General features: G+C 42.4%; 14 protein-coding genes. 6 read left to right on the top strand and 8 right to left on the bottom strand.

What is annotated here, in order from left to right; all coding sequences use genetic code 11:
* The first annotated feature begins 13 nt into the window (after positions 1 to 13).
* Complete coding sequence (gene thiD, locus VY86_RS17385; RefSeq protein WP_046975882.1) at positions 14 to 814, top strand: bifunctional hydroxymethylpyrimidine kinase/phosphomethylpyrimidine kinase; 801 nt, start codon at positions 14 to 16, stop codon at positions 812 to 814.
* Positions 815 to 934: 120 nt separating this feature from the next.
* Here the strand turns inward: thiD and fbaB are convergent, their stop codons facing one another.
* Entirely contained in the window at positions 935 to 1,984 is a 1,050-nt protein-coding gene (fbaB, locus tag VY86_RS17390; protein ID WP_046975883.1) for a class I fructose-bisphosphate aldolase, read from the bottom strand.
* A gap of 343 nt (positions 1,985 to 2,327) precedes the next feature.
* Between fbaB and VY86_RS26035 the strand changes: the two genes are divergently transcribed.
* Both VY86_RS26035 and VY86_RS26040 read left to right on the top strand, forming a co-directional pair.
* Positions 2,328 to 2,540: a hypothetical protein gene (locus tag VY86_RS26035; protein WP_228940055.1), complete on the top strand. Its 213-nt coding sequence runs from the start codon at positions 2,328 to 2,330 to the stop codon at positions 2,538 to 2,540.
* The gene (locus VY86_RS26040; protein WP_052760866.1) at positions 2,522 to 2,800 is read left to right on the top strand and encodes a hypothetical protein; all 279 of its coding nucleotides are present in this window, start codon (positions 2,522 to 2,524) and stop codon (positions 2,798 to 2,800) included. Before VY86_RS26035 ends, VY86_RS26040 begins: the two co-directional genes overlap by 19 nt.
* 1,250 nt (positions 2,801 to 4,050) lie before the next feature.
* Here the strand turns inward: VY86_RS26040 and trhP are convergent.
* From trhP to VY86_RS17440, 7 genes are all read right to left on the bottom strand, one after another.
* A complete protein-coding gene (trhP, locus tag VY86_RS17410; protein WP_046975884.1) occupies positions 4,051 to 5,427 on the bottom strand; it encodes a prephenate-dependent tRNA uridine(34) hydroxylase TrhP in 1,377 nt (458 codons plus the stop codon).
* 199 nt (positions 5,428 to 5,626) lie between these two features.
* Positions 5,627 to 5,971 (bottom strand): YegP family protein, encoded by a 345-nt coding sequence (locus VY86_RS17415; RefSeq protein WP_046975885.1) that lies wholly within the window; start codon positions 5,969 to 5,971, stop codon positions 5,627 to 5,629.
* A 96-nt stretch (positions 5,972 to 6,067) separates the two neighbouring features.
* Positions 6,068 to 6,772: an envelope stress response regulator BaeR gene (gene baeR / locus VY86_RS17420; RefSeq protein WP_046975886.1), complete on the bottom strand. Its 705-nt coding sequence runs from the start codon at positions 6,770 to 6,772 to the stop codon at positions 6,068 to 6,070.
* Entirely contained in the window at positions 6,769 to 8,157 is a 1,389-nt protein-coding gene (gene baeS / locus VY86_RS17425) for an envelope stress sensor histidine kinase BaeS (RefSeq protein ID WP_046975887.1), read from the bottom strand. Before baeS ends, baeR begins: the two co-directional genes overlap by 4 nt.
* Entirely contained in the window at positions 8,154 to 11,240 is a 3,087-nt protein-coding gene (mdtC, locus tag VY86_RS17430) for a multidrug efflux RND transporter permease subunit MdtC (RefSeq protein ID WP_046975888.1), read from the bottom strand. The genes baeS and mdtC overlap by 4 nt, the downstream gene beginning before the upstream one ends.
* Positions 11,237 to 14,386, bottom strand: coding sequence for an MdtB/MuxB family multidrug efflux RND transporter permease subunit (locus VY86_RS17435; RefSeq protein WP_046975889.1), 3,150 nt, complete (start codon positions 14,384 to 14,386; stop codon positions 11,237 to 11,239). Before VY86_RS17435 ends, mdtC begins: the two co-directional genes overlap by 4 nt.
* The gene (locus VY86_RS17440; protein ID WP_046975890.1) at positions 14,386 to 15,600 is read right to left on the bottom strand and encodes an MdtA/MuxA family multidrug efflux RND transporter periplasmic adaptor subunit; all 1,215 of its coding nucleotides are present in this window, start codon (positions 15,598 to 15,600) and stop codon (positions 14,386 to 14,388) included. The genes VY86_RS17435 and VY86_RS17440 overlap by 1 nt, the downstream gene beginning before the upstream one ends.
* 592 nt (positions 15,601 to 16,192) lie before the next feature.
* Between VY86_RS17440 and VY86_RS17445 the strand changes: the two genes are divergently transcribed.
* The 3 genes from VY86_RS17445 (at position 16,193) to VY86_RS17455 (ending at position 18,980) form a co-directional block, all read left to right on the top strand.
* Positions 16,193 to 17,122 (top strand): nucleoside hydrolase, encoded by a 930-nt coding sequence (locus VY86_RS17445; RefSeq protein WP_046975891.1) that lies wholly within the window; start codon positions 16,193 to 16,195, stop codon positions 17,120 to 17,122.
* 26 nt (positions 17,123 to 17,148) lie between these two features.
* A complete protein-coding gene (gene add, locus VY86_RS17450) occupies positions 17,149 to 18,135 on the top strand; it encodes an adenosine deaminase (protein ID WP_046975892.1) in 987 nt (328 codons plus the stop codon).
* A 173-nt stretch (positions 18,136 to 18,308) separates the two neighbouring features.
* Complete coding sequence (locus tag VY86_RS17455) at positions 18,309 to 18,980, top strand: Crp/Fnr family transcriptional regulator (RefSeq protein WP_046975893.1); 672 nt, start codon at positions 18,309 to 18,311, stop codon at positions 18,978 to 18,980.
* The last annotated feature ends 38 nt before the right edge of the window (positions 18,981 to 19,018 follow it).

Below are 19,018 nucleotides of genomic sequence, written 5' to 3' on the forward strand. Positions count from 1 at the left end.
GGAAGGAGTACCTATGGTAAGAATCAATTCACTGACAATTGCCGGGACTGATCCTAGCGGTGGCGCCGGTATTCAAGCTGATCTAAAAACTTTCTCTGCGCTTGGTGCTTATGGCGCAACAGTAATGACAGCTCTCGTCGCACAAAATACGCATGGCGTGCAATCTGTTTATGACATAGATCCTGCTTTCGTTGCTGCACAGCTTGAGTCTGTACTGTCAGATATCAGAATCGATAGCGCTAAGATAGGCATGTTATCTAATGCGGCCAATGTTGCAGTAGTTGCAGACGCAATAAGCCGTTATTCAGTACCTTATGTTGTATTGGATACGGTGATGATTGCGAAAAGCGGTGATCCGCTGCTGGTGCCGGAAGCGGTTTCTGTGGTTGTTGAACGGTTATTACCGAAGGTTTCGTTGATGACGCCGAATTTGCCGGAGGCCGCGACCATATTGAGATGCTCTGTAGCAGAAACTGAAGCAGACATGCAAAAACAAGGACGGGAATTATTATCACTGGGATGTGAAGCGGTTTTACTTAAAGGCGGACATCTTACCGACTGTGAAAGCCCTGATTGGCTATTTACGGGGAATGGAGAATGGCGTTTTACTGCTCCCAGAATCAATACCCGGCATACTCATGGTACAGGGTGTACTCTTTCCGCTGCATTAGCGGCTTTGCGTCCACGTTATCCGGATTGGCAGACAACGCTTCCTGTTGCCAAATCATACCTCCAGGCGGCATTAGAACAGGCGGATTCTCTGGACGTCGGAACCGGAATTGGACCTGTACATCATTTTCATCAGTGGTGGTGAGGGGGGGGATTCGGTGATAATGAGTCATGAAGGGTAAGATGCCTGTGCTATGAGAGCAATATGGCTCAGAATGTGTAATGTCTTCACGATGTTATTCATCATCACCGATGATAAGCCTTATTAAGCGATTGTCACTTGTTGATCCAGATAGACATCTTGAACCGTATTAATCAGTTCAACACCCTCTTTCATGGATTTTTTGAAAGCCTTACGACCGAGGATCAACCCCGTCCCGCCAGCACGTTTATTAATGACGGCGGTACGAACTGAATCACTCAAATCATTATCACCGGATGCACCGCCTGAATTAATCAAACCGGCACGACCCATGTAGCAGTTAGCTATCTGATAACGGACCAGATCGATTGGGTGATCGGTGGTCAAATTGGTATAAACACGTTTATCTGTATGACCAAAACCAATCGCAGTATAGCCGCCATTATTTTCAGCCATTTTCTGTTTAACGATATCGGCACCGATAGTGGCGGCTAAATGGTTAGCCTGACCGGTTAAATCTGCGCTGGCGTGATAATCCACTCCCTCTTTTTTGAAGGCGGAGTTACGCAGGTAGGCCCATAATACCGTGACCATACCCAATTCATGCGCTCGTTCAAAAGCCGCTGAGATTTCCTCGATTTGACGACGTGATTCAGCAGAGCCAAAGTAAATCGTTGCACCAACGGCTACTGCGCCCATCTCAAATGCTTGTTCAACGCTGGTATATAAAGTTTGATCATATTGAGCAGGATAACTCAATGTTTCATTGTGGTTCAGTTTAACCAGAAACGGGATCTTATGAGCATAGCGACGGGAAACTGCGGATAACACGCCATAAGTAGAGGCGACACAGTTACAGCCTGCTTCAATAGCCAGTTCAACGATATTCTTTGGATCAAAATAGAGTGGGTTCGCGGCAAAAGAAGCGGCAGCAGAATGTTCTACACCTTGATCCACCGGCAAAATAGATAAATAGCCAGTACCGGCAAGGCGACCATGATTTAGCAATGTTTGCATGGAGCGCAGAACCGTATTTGGCCGGTTATTGTCGATCATGACGCGGTCGACAAAATCGGAGCCTGGCAGATAAAGATTTTCACTCGGAATGGTGCTACAACGATGCTGCAATAAACTGTCTGCATCTTTGCCTAACAACTTAGCGATATCAGTCATGTCTTACTCCAGTTCACAAAAGATACTGTTGATTGTCATTTATCCGTTTTAAAATAACAAGTTGTATTAGGAGGGAAGTGGTAGTGGATCGCTTCAGGTAGGCTTTTAAGAATATTAAAGGAGGTTTCACGATGACATACAAAAAATACAACCTTTCTTGGGAAGGTTATATGGGGGATTTCTTAAGAGGTTATGTTGGAATTAATCAAATTAAAATCCCTTTGATGTTATTGGTCTCGAAAAGCAGTTAAGAGAGAATACAGTATATATCGCACTGCTGTCATTAGATGAGGCAAAAAGTGTTCTGGAGGATATTGATTTCCCAAAATCAAAAAGCCCATTTATGAAAAAGGTGTTCTCGGTTGCAGATCCAATATCACCCTATGCAGGTAATATTTGTGATGTTTTTGACCTTACAAATAGAGTAAGAGAATTTAAAAGATTAGGGATTAAAGCGACAGAGTATGTTGGCAAGAATGGTGAAAAATATATTAAAACCTCAGGTTATTTAAGGATAAATACACGCTGGATGATTTTTTGGGGAATATTGCTGTAGATCTGGTTAAGGCAGCAGCAGTAGCTTGTGTTTCTTGGACTATTGGGTCTTTGATGTTAGCTACATCTGTTGCTGGTTCTAGTGTAATTTTTGTGATTGCCATGGTGTTTACTGTAGGTTTTATGACAACATATGCACTTGATGTTATAGATAAAAAATTTAAAATTAGTGAAACTGTGGTTAATATTATTGTATTATGCATTCGCATAAATAAGTTAATTGATTACATGAAATGTATACAAACATACAACATATTCTGATGTTATTCAGATTATCTTTATAAGGTCAGATATAAATATTTTGAGGTTTTTATTTTTATAAATGCAATTGGTTCCATTTTTATTTCGGCAATTTATTTACTATGATTATATGGAATGAGTAAGGATCTTGGACATCACAGTTTAAAAATATATATAATCCTGTAAGCGATAATCAATGTGGTTATTTATCCTATCGTAAAAATGATTATAATGTAAAATAATTATTGTGTTAAATTTTTAGTTTCAGTCTGTATTTATCGATTAATTAACTGATTGATAAACATATAAATATAATTTAATTTTTTCACAGATAGAAAATTCCTCATGTTTTTTTATTGCAGATGGTGATATTTAACTTTCTTTTCTTTATAAAAAACATTTTTCCTGTTACGTTTTTTCCTTGGTAAACAGTATATTATTAAATGGTTGGGCTGTTGATGGAAGATGTTGTGTTTGATAGATAAGGCAGAATACTTATTGTTGTTCCCCACCAGACTGGCTTTTCCTGAATGTTATTGCCAGATGATATTTTCACTCTGAATCCAGTACAGAAATGTGTTTCTGCCGTCCTTTGATTTGCTAACCAGTACTTGTTGTGAGGTTAAGATGAATATCAACTTTATCCTTGTGAGATACCGGATGTGCTGCATTGTTATTCACCGGATTTTGGTCAATGAGTGCTATTTTACCCTTGTTAATATTATGGATACATGGAATAGAAGTTGTCCTGTGTTGATAACCAGAATAGCCAGGTAAATGTTGAACTAATAGTTTTAACAATAAGTAAATTGCAATTATCTATTTTCATAATTTTCACCTGATTAATTCTATCGAATTGTATAATATTTGGTCTAAATATGATGGGTTTCTTGAATGATTGAACAGTGGAAAATTTTAATTACATTTCTTTAGATAGTGTGATATTTCAATAAGTAGAAATATTTTCTTATTAATGCATAGAGTACAAGAAACATATTAATATAAAGGTTTATTAATTTAATAGTTAAGTTTATCTATTTAATTAATCATGTAAATGAATCTCGTAACTCATTGATTTTATTTATTGGATAGAAAAAGAAAAGGCCAGCTCAAGGGAGATTGAGCCGGCCAAGGAGGTGGTTCCTAGTCTTACTGTAAAACTTTTTTAATTTTTTATTTTTCACCAACAATACTACGGTAAATAAAATAGTATTGATGTGATCTATTTCTAAAAAAAGAAATATATCATTACCAGAATGGTATATTGGTGATTATTTGTCTGTGTCTCGGTTCGTTTGAACATATTGAGAACTAATACCATTTAGATTGCGTATTAATAAGGCGTAATTAATATCAATTTGTTTAGGGATTGGTAAATAGACAATATACCCATCTCCAGGAGCAACTTCCATTGGTTGGTTTTTTTTATCCTGCATTGCTTCCAGTGTAAACTGGATATTACCCGATGGTGTCATTAATTCGAGACTATTTCCAACCATGAATTTATTCTTAACTGCAACTTCAGCCAATCCGTTGACCCGTTTTCCGGTAAACTCACCGACAAATTGTTGGGTATCGGATATCGAATGGCCGTATTCATAACTCTGATAGGCATCGTGGGTATGGCGGCGTAAAAAACCTTCGGTATATCCACGGTGAGCAAGTCCTGCCAGTGTTGTTAGCAGGGTTGGATCAAAAGGTTTTCCTGCGACAGCATCATCAATGGCTCTGCGATAAACTTGTGCTGTGCGGGCGCAGTAATAGAAAGATTTTGTCCGTCCTTCGATTTTCAAAGAGTGAACGCCCATTTTAGTTAATTGCTCAACATGTTCAATCGCACGTAAGTCTTTGGAGTTCATGATATAAGTACCATGTTCATCTTCAAAAGCCGACATAAATTCGCCTGGGCGTTTCGCTTCTTCAAACATAAATACTCTATCTGTTGGTGCACCTTCTCCCAGTGTCGGCTCGATATTTTTTGCCGGTATAGGTTCATGCATATGCACAATATTACCGATATCATCCTCTTTGCCTTCTTGAACATTATATTCCCAGCGACAGGCATTAGTGCATGTTCCTTGATTTGGATCACGTTTATTAATATAACCGGATAACAGGCAGCGACCGGAATAGGCCATGCACAGTGCACCATGTACGAAAACTTCCAGCTCCATATCGGGAACATGCTGGCGAATCTCATTAATTTCATCCAGAGAAAGTTCACGGGAGAGAATGACTCTGGTCAGTCCCATTTGTTGCCAGAATTTGACTGTTGCCCAGTTAACCGCGTTAGCCTGAACGGAAAGATGAATTTCCATTTCGGGAAAAGCCTCACGAACCAGCATAATCAGTCCGGGATCGGACATAATTAGCGCATCAGGTCCCATTTCAACGACAGGTTTCAGATCACGGATAAAGGTTTTCAGTTTGGCATTGTGCGGCGCAATATTCACCACAACATAAAAACGTTTGCCAAGCTCATGTGCTTCTTTAATGCCTAGCGCCAGATTTTCATGATTGAATTCATTATTGCGGACACGCAGGCTGTAACGTGGTTGACCGGCATAGACTGCGTCCGCGCCATAGGCGAAAGCATAGCGCATATTTTTTAGTGAACCGGCGGGGGAAAGTAATTCTGGAGTAAACATGGTTAAAAAATTCTCGGTCTGAGTTCGGCGCAATTTTCACTACAAAAAGTGAGGGTAAGGCGGAGGATTCTAACGCTTAATTTGCTGAAGATACAAATTTATTAGCTCGAAGTGCTCAATTCTGTTAGTCGATGAAGATGCACCTTATCAGTTGAATATTGATTCCAACTGATAAGGTGCAGTTTATGATGAAAAAATATCACTCTGACTTTGTCAGATCCCGGACATTTTCACTGGAGCCATTTTTAATCGCAGACTGAATGCCCTTTTTGGCAATGGTTTCATTATCGAAAGATTCGCTGATACCAATGACTTGATAGTTCCTGGCTTTCAACACGAAATAATGCTTGCCAGACTTGTGTTCCCTGATTTCGAAGTTTTTTTCTGCCGGTGAGTTTGCTTGAACAGAACGAATCCCTTTATTCGCCGCTGCCTTTGTGGTGTACATTTCACTGGTGAGGATAACATCACCGTTCGATGCTTTTAAATTGTAGTAATACTGCTTGTTTTTTGTTCTTCTCAGATCATAATAACCTACAGCCATAAGAAATTCCTCCAATTAAGGTAAGTATTTTTAATATAGCTGAATTTCTGACCGGCGAAAGGTTGAGAGAAATTTAATTCAGTTAAAGTGTGACAGTTATAACAAACGGCATATATCTGCTTCCCACCGGTAACCCAGTCCATAAATGGAGCGAATGAACGTTTTACTGTTGTCCAATTGGTCCAGTTTGCGACGCAGGTTTTTAATATGGCTATCAATAGTCCGGTCTGTCACGATCCGGTGATCGTCATACAGATTATTCAGTAATTGATCGCGGGAAAACACTTGCCCTGGACGGCTTGCCATCGTTTTTAATAACCGGAATTCAACTGGTGTTAAATCCAGTATTTTATTGCAGTAACGCGCCTGGAAGCAGGCTTCGTCAATTTGCAGATCACTTTGCCCGACAATATCCTGTGGCCGGTAACAACGGCGAAGAATGGTTTTAACCCGCGCGACAATCTCACGCGGGCTGTAAGGCTTACAAATGTAATCATCTGCCCCGATTTCCAGTCCCAATAAACGGTCAATTTCTTCCGTTTTGGCGGTAACCATAATAATCGGGACGTCAGAGAAACGGCGGATTTCCCGGCAGACAGATATGCCATCACAACCTGGCAGCATCAGATCCAATAAAATAATATCTGGATTATGTTGCTGTACGTGGGGAACAACTTCATCACCACGCAGTAGCCACTGAGTTTCGTAATCAGCCGCGCGCAGGTAATCAACCAGCAACTGGCCGAGCTTTGGCTCATCTTCAACAATTAGAACAGTATAATGGTCAAATTCCGTACTCATATCGTTTCGCTGTCAGGGGATTCAGTTAGCGGCAATTCTATGATAATTCTCAAGCCACCTAAAGGTGAGGGTTCAGCACAGATCGTACCGTTATGTGCTTCAACGATGTTATAGCAAATAGCCAGCCCAAGTCCTGAGCCACCACTGGCGCGGTTTCGTGAGGATTCACTGCGGTAAAATCGTTCAAAAATCCGTTGGCATTGTTCGGGTAACAGGCCAGGCTCGCTGTCCTGCCAGTTCAATATAAAGCAATTATTATCAGAATTCCCTTCAATAGTCAGTTTGCCATTATCAGTAGTATAGCGAAGGCTGTTTTCCAGCAAATTATGAAAAAGTTGAGTCAATCTGCTTGGATCAGCAAACATCATGATAGTTTCTGGCAGTTTAACATCCATCTGAATTTGCTTATCAAGGAAGCGCCCACGATAAGACGCGATAGCCGCCTGAAGTAACTCACTGATATTGATAAATTCTTTCCGATATGCCAGTGCTCCGCGATCTGATAAAGAGAGCTGGTGTAGATCATCAACCAATTTGGTCAATGTGGTGATCTCTGCCAGTAACGAATTCAGTGTTTCGGGTGTTGGTTGGTGAACGCCATCCTGTAAAGCTTCCAGTTCACCGCGCAATATGGAAAGGGGAGTGCGCAGTTCATGGGAAATATCTGCCATATAATCGCGGCGCATCTGCTCATTTTTTTCCAGTGTACTGGCGAGCTGGTTAAAATTGTGGGCAAGCTGACCGATTTCATCTTTACTTGATGGTGTTACTCGAACACTGAAATCGCCCGACGCCAGTTTATGTGTTCCTTCGACCAGACGCTTAACAGGTTTTAACATGCCACGGGATAACAATAACGTGGCGATGATAGCTAGCAAAGTAGACAAGCTGGCAATTATCCAGCTTGTCAGTTGCTGCTGGCGATCAAAACTGATATCTGCCTGACGGGTAATTTTGTCTGATGCACTGACAATGACCCAGCCAACGACTTGGTCATTATAGATGATCGGTTTGCGATAGGTATCTTCCGGAATTTTACCTTCATGACCGACCAGCAGCTTCATCTCACTGTCCACGACCCAAAATTGAGTTCGCCAGCCACGGGGCGGTGGACCCTGGCGGCTTTCACTGGTTTGTTCAATGGAACGAATGATTTGAAAAATGATCCGGTCATTTTTCTTTAAGAATTTCCAGCTACCATATTGTTGATATTGCTCAGCCAGTGCTTCAGCCAGCATGGATGTACGTAACTGGATATTTTGTTTTATATAACCCATAAAACCATGCTGAAAGCTGCTTCTTACACCCCAATGCATGGTGATAAGCACCAGCATGCAAGCGGCGAAGATAGCCATAAACAGCTTACCGCTGATCCCTAGCTTCATAGTTGCCCCGCAATCTGTTTGGTGGCATGCCGTTGTTGCCATTTCTCCCTCAGCCGATCAAAACAGAGATAGACAACCGGTGTGGTATATAGCGTCAAAAGTTGGCTCATGACCAGGCCACCAACAATGGTTATCCCCAATGGCTGGCGTAATTCCGCTCCATCACCACTGCCCAAAACCAGTGGCAGAGCACCAAACAAGGCGGCCAGTGTGGTCATCAGAATCGGGCGGAAACGTAACAGGCTGGCCTGGAATATCGCGTCGCGGGCGCAGATATTACCGTTACGCTGAGTTTCAATGGCAAAATCCACCATAATAATGGCATTTTTTTTCACGATACCAATCAACAACATGATGCCGATTAACGCTATCAGGCTGAATGGTGTATCGAACAACTCCAGCGCCAGCAGGGCGCCAATCCCGGCAGAAGGCAGAGTAGAAAGAATGGTCAGTGGATGGATATAACTTTCATACAGTATCCCCAGTACCAGATAGACAGTCATAATGGCAGCCAGGATCAGGAATAATTGTGATTTCAGGGTTTCCTGAAAAATCTGGGCGGTGCCGGCGAAAGTGCCGCGAACCGTTGAGGGCACACCCAGTCCGGTCATGGTTCTTTCAATCGCATTAATAGCATCGGAGAGGGTATAACCTGCCGGTACATTGAAAGAAATGGTTGAAGCAGCAGAAAGCCCCTGATGATTCACACTTAGCGGCGCGTTAGCCGGTTGCCAGTGGGCAAAGTAGGAGAGGGGAATCGCTTTTCCTTGATTATTTATCACAAACATTTTTTCCAGTGCGCTGACATCTTGCGTATATTCCGGTGCAACTTCCATCACAACTTTGTACTGATTTAGTGGCTGATAAATAGTGGATATTTGCCGCTGACCAAAAGCATTATTCAGCAGGCTATTTGCTTCACTGACATTAATTCCCAACCGAGACATGGTGTCGCGATCATAGATTATTGCCATTTCAGCCCCTTTATCTTCTTTATCGGAATTAACATCGGTCAATTGGGGCAATTGCCCTAATGCTTTACGGATAATGGGTTCCCATTTGCGGAGATCATTGAGATCATCTGCCAGCAAGGTAAATTGGTAGCTGGCATTAGACTGGCGACTGCCAGCCATGACATCCTGTACTGGAATGAGAAACAGGTTTGCCCCTGGCTCATTGGCAAGCTTGATTCTCAGGCGTGAAATAACCTGTTCGGCACTGTCTGAGCGTTCTTTCAATGGTTTCAGAGAGATAAACATAAAGCCGTTATTGACCCGTCCACCACCAGTGAAACCAGTAACGCTGTCTACCGCAGGATCGGCATCAATTGCTTGCATAAAATTTTTCATTTTTTCACGCATAGACTGAAAAGAGATACTTTGATCTGCCCGGACAAACCCCAACAACCGGCCGGTATCCTGCTCCGGGAAGAAAGTTTTTGGGATGTTGATATAGAGCCAAATATTCAGGGCAATGATACCCGCTAGGATTAACAATACCCAACGGCTATGGTTCAGTATCCACATCAGGGAGCGCCCATAACCTTGCTGAATTTTCAGCAGAACTTTACCGAAACCACGGATTCTTTTCTGTGCTTTGGATGGTTGAGGTTTCAGCAAATGAGCACACATCATCGGCGTCAGTGTCAAAGAAACCAGCAATGAGATACCGATTGATGTGGTTAAGGTAATGGCAAATTCACGGAATAGCCGGCCAACCAGCCCATCCATTAGCAGAAGCGGGATAAAAACGGCGACCAGCGAAATGCTCATAGCAAGGACGGTAAAGCCCACTTCCCGGACACCACGCAGTGCGGCTTGCATCGGTTTGATACCGGCTTCAAGGTGGCGGGAAATATTTTCCAGTACTACAATCGCATCATCCACCACAAATCCCGTTGCAATCGTCAGGGCCATCAGGGAAAAGTTGTTCAGACTGAAACCGCACAGATACATAGCGGTAAACGTTCCAATGAGTGAAACGGGCACCGCAATTGCCGGGATTAACGTTGCCCGGCCAGAACGTAAAAACAGAAATACCACCAGAATCACCAGCCCGATAGCAATCACTAGCGCCCGTTCTACCTCAGCCAATGAAGCGCGAATCGTCGGTGTGCGATCCTGAGCTACTTTAAGCTGAATAGAGGCAGGAATGGATTCACGTAGCGCCGGTAATTGTTCACGAATCCGGTTTACCGTGGCGATAATATTCGCACCGGCTTCACGGCGAATGATCAGCAAAATAGCCGGTTCACCACCAGACATGCCGGCTGCTCTAACATTCTGAACAGAATCTTTTACATTCGCGACATCCTGCAATCGCACCGGTGAGCCGTTATTATAGTGAACGATTATCGGGCGATAACTTTTGGCTGTTTCTAGCTCATCATTTGTTTGAATTTGCCAGCGTTGTTGCTCTGAATCCACATAGCCCTGTGGACGGCGGACATTGGCATTGCTGATTGCTTTGCGTACTGCATCCAGAGAAACACCCTGATGAAACAGCGCGCTGGGATTCAATTCAACTCTTACTGCGGGTAATGAACTGCCGCCAATAGAGACTTCACTGACGCCTTCAACTTGTGCAATTTTCTGTGCCAGTTGAGTAGACGCAAAATCATAAAGCTGCCCCTGATTATAGGTATCAGAAGTCAGTGTCAGGATCATAATGGGGGCATCGGAGGGGTTTGCTTTGTAATAACCTGGCCTGCCAGGCATACCGGAAGGCAACATATTTTGAGCAGCATTCAATGCTGCCTGTACATCCCGTGCCGCGCTGTTAATATCACGGCTCAGGTCAAATTCAAGTATGATATTGGTACTGCCAAGGGCGCTGCTGGATGTCATTTCATTAACACCGGCAATTCGGCCTAAAGCACGTTCCAGCGGGGTCGCGACAGATGAGGCCATTGTCTCCGGTGAGGCGCCCGGTAATGAGGCATAGACGGAGATCACTGGAAAATCCACTTGCGGCAAAGGAGAAACTGGCAACAGGGTAAACCCCAATAGCCCGCACAGGGTTATGGCTAAACTTAATAGCGTGGTGGCAACTGGGCGTTGGATAAATAAAACAAAGAATTTCACCGCGGCTCCTGATGATCAATGGATGAAATATCCGGTACTGAGAACGTGCGGTTGCGGCGATAGTGCGCCAGCCGGTCAAACAGTAAATAGATCACTGGGGTGGTAAACAGCGTCAGGATCTGGCTCATAATCAGTCCACCTACCATACAGATACCCAGAGGACGGCGTAATTCGGCACCTGCACCGGTACTGAGCATCAAGGGTAGTGCACCAAGCAATGCTGCCATTGTGGTCATCAGAATCGGACGAAAACGCAATAAACATGCCTGATAAATTGCTTCGTAAGGGGATAATCCCTGTTCGCGTTCTGCCGCCAATGCAAAATCGATCATCATGATGGCATTTTTCTTCACAATACCTATCAGCAAGATAATGCCGATGATCGCAATAACATCCAGTTCGTGACCTGCCATCATCAGTGCCAGCAGTGCACCTACTCCTGCGGTCGGTAAAGTGGAGAGAATTGTCACCGGATGGATAAAGCTTTCGTACAGGATCCCCAACACGATATACATGGCGATGATGGCAGCTGCGATCAGCCACAATGTATTACCCAGCGCGCTTTCAAATGCCAGTGTTGCTCCCTGGAACTGGGTGGTTATGTCTTTGGGCATTTTGATCAATTGAGCAGCATCACGAACAGCATTGACTGCCTGTTCAAGAGAGGCGTTTTCAGCAACGTTGAAAGAAAATGTCGCGGCGGGGAATTGTGCCAGATGGTTAATTGCCAGTGGGCCAAATCTTTGTTCAACAGTGGCGATAGCTCTTAGTGGGACGGTATTGCCGTCAGTTCCGTTGAGACGGATGTTATCAAATGCGGCCAGACCCGGGGTTGATGTCATATCATGTTCCAGTACAACCCGGTACTGATTAGCCTGAGTATAAATTGTTGATATTAGCCGCTGGCCGAATGCGTTGTAGAGTGCGTTATCTACGGCTGCCATTGAGATGCCTAATCGGCTGGCGGTGTCTCTGTCCACTTTGACATAGGCGATCAGCCCTTGGTCTTGCCAGTCACTGCTGACGTCAACCAATTCTGATCTCTGTTTCAGTTCAGCCAGTAATTTAGGCACCCAAATACCCAGTTCATTCAGGGAAGTCGTCTGTAATGTAAATTGATATTGGGTACGTGTAACCTGAGTATCAATCGTCAGATCCTGCATGGGTTGCAGATAGAGTTTTACGTTGGGTATAGAAGCAATTCTTTCCTGCAAACGTGGAATAATTTCGGCGATTCTGTCATCACGCTGATTGAGTGGTTTTAGTGTGATTTGCAACCGGCCGTTATTCAGTGTTGGGTTGCTGCTGCCATCAATGCCGACAAATGTGGTGATATTGTCCACTGCCGGGTCTTGCAATAATAAGGATGAAACCTGCCGCTGTTTATCCACCATTGCCGCAAAGGAAATTGATTGCGGCGCTTCCAGTGTTCCCTGAATCAGCCCGTTATCTTGCAATGGAAAAAATCCTTTTGGAATAATGAGATAAAGCAGGGTAGTCAGTGCCAGGGTGCTTAAGGCGACGCTAAGTGTGATCCACGGATGGTTCAGTGCTTTTTTCAGCCATACGGCATAACCGGCAATTGTCCGTTCAAAAAAGCGTTCACTGGCTTGTTCAAAACGATTGTGTTTTACCTTTGATTCTGGTTTGAGCATTCTGGCGCACATCATGGGTGTCAATGTCAGTGAGACAACCGCTGAAATCAGAATGGCCACGGCCAGGGTAATAGCAAACTCACGGAAAAGGCGGCCAACGATATCGCCCATAAAAAGCAGTGGGATCAGCACTGCGATCAAGGAGAAAGTCAGGGAGATAATGGTAAAACCGATTTCACCTGCGCCTTTCAACGCTGCTGCCATCGGTTTCTCCCCTTGCTCTATATAGCGGGAGATATTCTCGATTACCACAATGGCGTCATCCACCACAAAACCGGTGGCAATGGTGAGCGCCATTAGCGTCAGGTTATTCACGGAGAAACCGCAGAAATACATCACTGCAAATGTGCCGATCAATGAAAGAGGAACGGCGATACTTGGGATAAGTGTGGCGATGCCGTTACGTAAAAAAAGGTAAATCACCATGATAACCAGTGCAATCGCCAGTAACAGCTCAAACTGAACATCTTTCACTGAGGCGCGAATCGTTGTGGTGCGGTCGGTCAAAATTTTCATATCGACAGATTTCGGTAAACTGCTGATGAGTTCCGGCAACATCTGACGAATATTATCGGTGGTTTCAATCACGTTAACCCCCGGCTGGCGCTGGACATTAATCACAATTGCCTGTTTGTTATTTGCCCATGCGCCCAGTTTGGTGTTTTCGGCCTCTTGTGCAATGGTTGCGACATCTTGTAACCGCACCGGCGCCCCATTTTTATAGGCAACGATCAGTTTGCGGTAATCATTTACTGACTTCATTTGATCGTTGGCCGAAAGCGTGACAGAACGGGTCGGGCCGTCAAGGCTGCCTTTGGCGGAGTTAACGTTGGCATTGTTGATCGCGGTACGGACAGTTTCGCTATCCAATCCCTGTGCGGCGACAGCCTGAGCATTCAACTTCACTCTGACCGCTGGACGCTGACCGCCGGCCAGTGTCACTAATCCAACACCATTTACCTGTGAAATTTTCTGTGCGATACGGGTTTCGACCATATCCTGAATTTGCGTCATTGCCATCGCCCCGGAGGTGACGGCCAGCGTGAGAATAGGGGGATCCGCGGGGTTGACCTTGCTGTAAATGGGAGGATAGGGCAGGTCATTGGGCAATAAATTACTGGCGGCATTAATGGCCGCTTGTACTTCCTGCTCGGCGACATCTAATGGCAAAGTTAGCTGAAATTGTAATGTGATAACGGAAGCTCCGCCGGAACTTTGGGATGCCATCTGTTTAAGACCGGACATCTGTCCAAGCTGGCGTTCCAGTGGTGCGGTGACTGCGGAAGTCATCACATCAGGGCTTGCGCCGGGGTAGAGTGTGACAACCTGAATTGTCGGATAGTCGACTTCCGGCAGCGCAGATACCGGCAACATGCGATAGCCGATAATTCCCGCCAGTAGGATTGCTATCATGAACAGTGTGGTGGCAACGGGGCGCAGGATGAACAGGCGTGATGGTCCACCTCCTGGAATTTGGGAGCTCACTTGCATCAGGAGTTCTCCATTTTGCCGTGTTTTTGCGGCTGAATCTTATTTACCATCGGTGTGACAATATCCACCTTAGCGCCATCTGTCAGGCGATCGATACCATCAGTCACCACTTTATCACCTGCCGTCAGGCCGGTATTGATAACAACCCGTTGTGTATCCTGCAATTTGACTGAGACTAGATGTTTGCTGACTTTATTATCTTTACCCAGTATCCAGACAAAATTCCCTTCATTACCCATTTGCAGAGCAGCGTTTGGGATTACCACTGCGTTTTCCAGCGTATCAACTTTAATCCGGATATTAACGAACTGGTTCGGGAACAGAATGTCACCTTGATTGGCAAAACGGGCTTTCAGCTTAATGGTGCCGGTAGCAGTATCGATTTGATTATCAATACTCAGCAATTTTCCTTCGGCAAGTTGTTGCCGGTTGTTGCGATCCCATGCGCTGACAACAACATCATGATTCGCTTTCTGAGCTTGCAAAACGGCATTGATATCGTTTTCGGGCAATGAAAACAGCACATCCGCGGGATCTGTTTGTGTGATAACAACAATAGGAGAATTGTTGCCACTGGCGATAAAATTCCCTACATCGATCTGTTTCAGACCCACCCGACCGGAAATGGGGGCGGTAATACGACTGTAAGTGAGTTGGAGTTTTGCACTGTCAATTGCGGCTTGATCAACTTTCAGACTGGCTTCATGTTGGCGAACAAGTGCACGCTGATTATCCATTTCTTGTTGGGAAATCAGTTTAGTGTTTGCCAGTTTCTGGTAGCGGCTTAGATCCTGGCGGGCATTCGCCAGTATTGCCTCATCTTTGGCAAGTTGGCCTTTGGCTTGTGCTAACTGAACTTGAAAAGGGCGAGGATCAATTTCTGCCAATAAATCACCTTGTTTAATCTGTTGACCTTCCTGAAAGTGCAGAGCTATAAGCTGTCCTTCAACCCGGCTGGTTACGGTGGCGGTATTGGCGGCCTGAATGGTGCCGAGTCCGGTCAGAAAGCGTGGTACGGTCTGCTCTTTTGCGGTGGCAATTTGAACAGGAGGTAAAGGAGGGCGCCTTAAACCAGAGGGTTGATCCGATGCGCCAGATTGTTGAGGGGCCGAAGGCGTTTTAAATTGGCACCAGATAAATATAGCGGCAGTGATGGCAACAGCGGCCAGTGCTGCACGGAAAAGGAGGATACGGCGTTTATTATTTTTATTCATTTCTTCGACATTCTCTTAAATGCAAGGTGTTGCTTGATTATGTCCGACTGCAATATCGGTTTAATCGTATTCTGCTAGTTTAGCCAGTGAGGATAGGCTAAAAAATGGAGAAAGTGTGGAGAATATGTCAAGGAAGTGCTTTTTAAGGTAAATTGAGGTGTTTTTTGTCAGTTTTTTCGAGACTGCTCCAAGAATTATGTAAATGATGGTAGCTTTGTTACTTTCATTTTCTTGTCATTATTGAATGATATATTTTAATTTTTTATAAAATTCAGGCTGATTATAGAATACAGAGGAAATAGAATGAATATAAATATGTAATTCATATTTTAATGTGACTGGAAAGATATCATTTGTGCGAATAACTTTAATTGTTAATTTTATTAGGATATTTTTGCCATTCTTTGTGTATATATGTTACTTATGTGACATCTTGTAAAATTATTTAGGAACGGATTATTGTGAAATAGATCACATATTCCTGCCATAGTTCTGTGCTTATTACCTTCTAATGCCAGAAAAAGGTCATATGACTTTTTTTTCTTGGAGTTTATAACCTAATGTAAGGCGCATGATATAAGAGAGGTATGTGATGAGACATTTTATTATCGATACAGATACGGCTTCCGATGATGCGGTTGCATTGCTAATGGCGCTTCGTGAGCCATCGGTCTTTATTGAAGCTATCACTATTGTTGCAGGTAATTGTGCCATTAACCAGTGCAGAAAAAATGCATTAATAAGTATCGAAAAAGCGGGGACATATATTCCTCCGATATATGAGGGAATGAGTAAACCGTTATTTAGAGAATGCTATACTTCATATCATATTCATGGAAAAGATGGCATGGGTGATATGAATTTACCGGCATCTTCATTAATAGCAGAAGTTAAACATGCAGTAGATGCAATCATTGATATCGTAAAAAAATTTTCTGGTGAGATAGAAATAATCACTTTGGGCCCACTGACAAATTTAGCGATGGCGGTGTTAAAAGAACCTGATTTATATAAGTTCGTCAAAGCCGTTTATATCATGGGCGGTGCTGGATTGAAACCAGGTAATATTACCCCCTTAGCCGAATTCAATATTTATGCAGATGCTGAGGCGGCACATATCGTGTTGAACTCTGGATTGCCTCTTGTTTTTTGTGGATGGGAGTTAGGTATGGAAGACGCTTTTATTAATGAATCTGATATGGATAAATTAAGTTCCTTAAGTGATCTTGGTCAGTTTGCAGTGAGATGTAATAAAACACTGATTGAGTTCAATGCAGAAAGGTGTAATAGAAAAGGATTTGATTTGCCCGATCCGATAACAATGGCTGTTGCTTTATATCCGGATGAGATGATAGCAGATAAATTAGCGGTGTATGGTTATGTTGAATATCAAAGTGAACGTTCGTATGGGCATTTAGTTATTGATTCAACTCATCTTCTCAATAAACGTCATAATATGACGTTCATTATGAAAATCAAAGGCAGTGTATTTAAGAATAAACTGTTCACTTTATTATCATAAATTATAATAATATATGAGGGTAAAAGATGAGTTTTAATCCTGCTTTGCTGAAAAAAATAGAATTACATACACATCTTGATACTGGATTGAGTTATCATTTTGTTAGAAAATATATTCCTGATATTAGCCCAATATTGTTTCGTGAAAAGTATATCGCGCCTGAAAAATGCCATGATTTAGGCGATTTCTTAAGTAAAATAGGCCCTTCATTAGATATGTTGCAAAAAAAGAATGTGATAGCTGATGCTGTAGAAGATCTTTTTATACAATTAAAGAACGATAATATAGTCTATGCTGAAATTAGATTCGCCCCTTTACTTCATCTTCGCCTGGGATTAAGTGACTGCGATATTGTTGAAACTGTTCTGGTGGCAATGAAAAATTCGTCGATTAAATATGGTATAGAGGCAGGTTTAATATTATGTACCTTGCGGCATTTTTCAGAAGATCAAAGTTTGAGAACAGCATATCTTGTAAATAAATATTCTCATATTGGTGTCGTTGCTCTTGACCTTGCTGCTGATGAGGCAAGATATCCACTTAATGCTCATTTGAAAGCATTTAGAATGGTATTGGAAAATGGCGGAAATGTTATTGCGCACGCAGGAGAAGCAAAGGGGGCTGAAAGTGTACGTGAAACTATTAATAAATTAAATATTTCTCGTATAGGTCATGGAGTAAGAAGTGTTGAAAATCAAGGTGTTATTAATTATCTTATAGAAAGAAATATACATTTAGAAATATGTCCGACATGTAATATTGTTTGCGATATTTATGATGCTTATGAAAACCACCCGGTTAATATTTTAAAGAAAACTGGGGTAAATATTGGTATTAATACAGATGCCAGAGCAGTGGCAAATATAACTTTATGTGAAGAGTATTTAAAGATTAATAGGTATTTTGGTTGGCAATATAGTGATTTTATTGAAACAAATTTGAATGCATTACGTGCCTCGTTTTGTAGTAAGGAGTTAAAGAATAGATTAGAAAAAGAAATAATGATATTTTAATGGTGGAAAATTAAGTTATATTTTTATATTAAATAAGATAAATGTCTATTGAATATATTATCTGTTTTTAATGAATAGTTGACATAGAGAACTCGACAGAGGATAAATAGAGATGTCGTAAATGCTATAATATACTTAGTCATGAAATGACTTCTAAAAATGGTGAATTCAATATGCATCTGGATAAAGAGAAAAAACTTAAATATTATTTTGATAAATATGATCTTGATGAAATTTTTTCAACAAAACTTATGGAAAAATTAGATGTGGTAGAAAGGAAGAAAAACGCTTATCTTACACATCAGTTATCAAAATTCACTCATCTTTATATTCTGGTTGAGGGTAAATTGAAGGTTGAGTTTTATAATGCTAACGGTAAATTCTCTGTTTTTGCATTTGCCACTCCGCTTTTTCTTGTCGGAGATCTAGAGCTTTTTCATTCCCAGGGGTATAGTATAATTAATTCTATCTCTGTTCAGGAGCCGTCAGTATTCCTGTCAATTCCATTAGAAACGGTGAAAACTTTTGGGTTAACCGATACCCGATTTCTCGGGTTTGTTTGTAAGCAGCTTAGTAATAAGCTTTTTGAGTCTTCTTTATTGAAGTCTGGCGCATTTTTAACTGTTGAAGAGAATTTAAAGAGGTTTCTTTATCATGATTCGGAGAAAAATGGAGATGTGCTTGTACTGGAGAAAAGAGAATACTTGGCCTCTATTTTAGGTGTTTCAGTTAGGCAATTAAATCGAGCTATTAAGAGCTTGAATGAGAAAGGGATCATTATGTCAAAGAACAAACAGGTTAAAATTATTGATTACAATGCTTTAGTAAAGGACATTGAATTTTGACTTAACTTTACTTTAAGCAATGAAAATCAAAATTCATA

The sequence above is a fragment of the Photorhabdus thracensis genome, from assembly GCF_001010285.1.
GTDB classification, from domain to species: domain Bacteria; phylum Pseudomonadota; class Gammaproteobacteria; order Enterobacterales; family Enterobacteriaceae; genus Photorhabdus; species Photorhabdus temperata.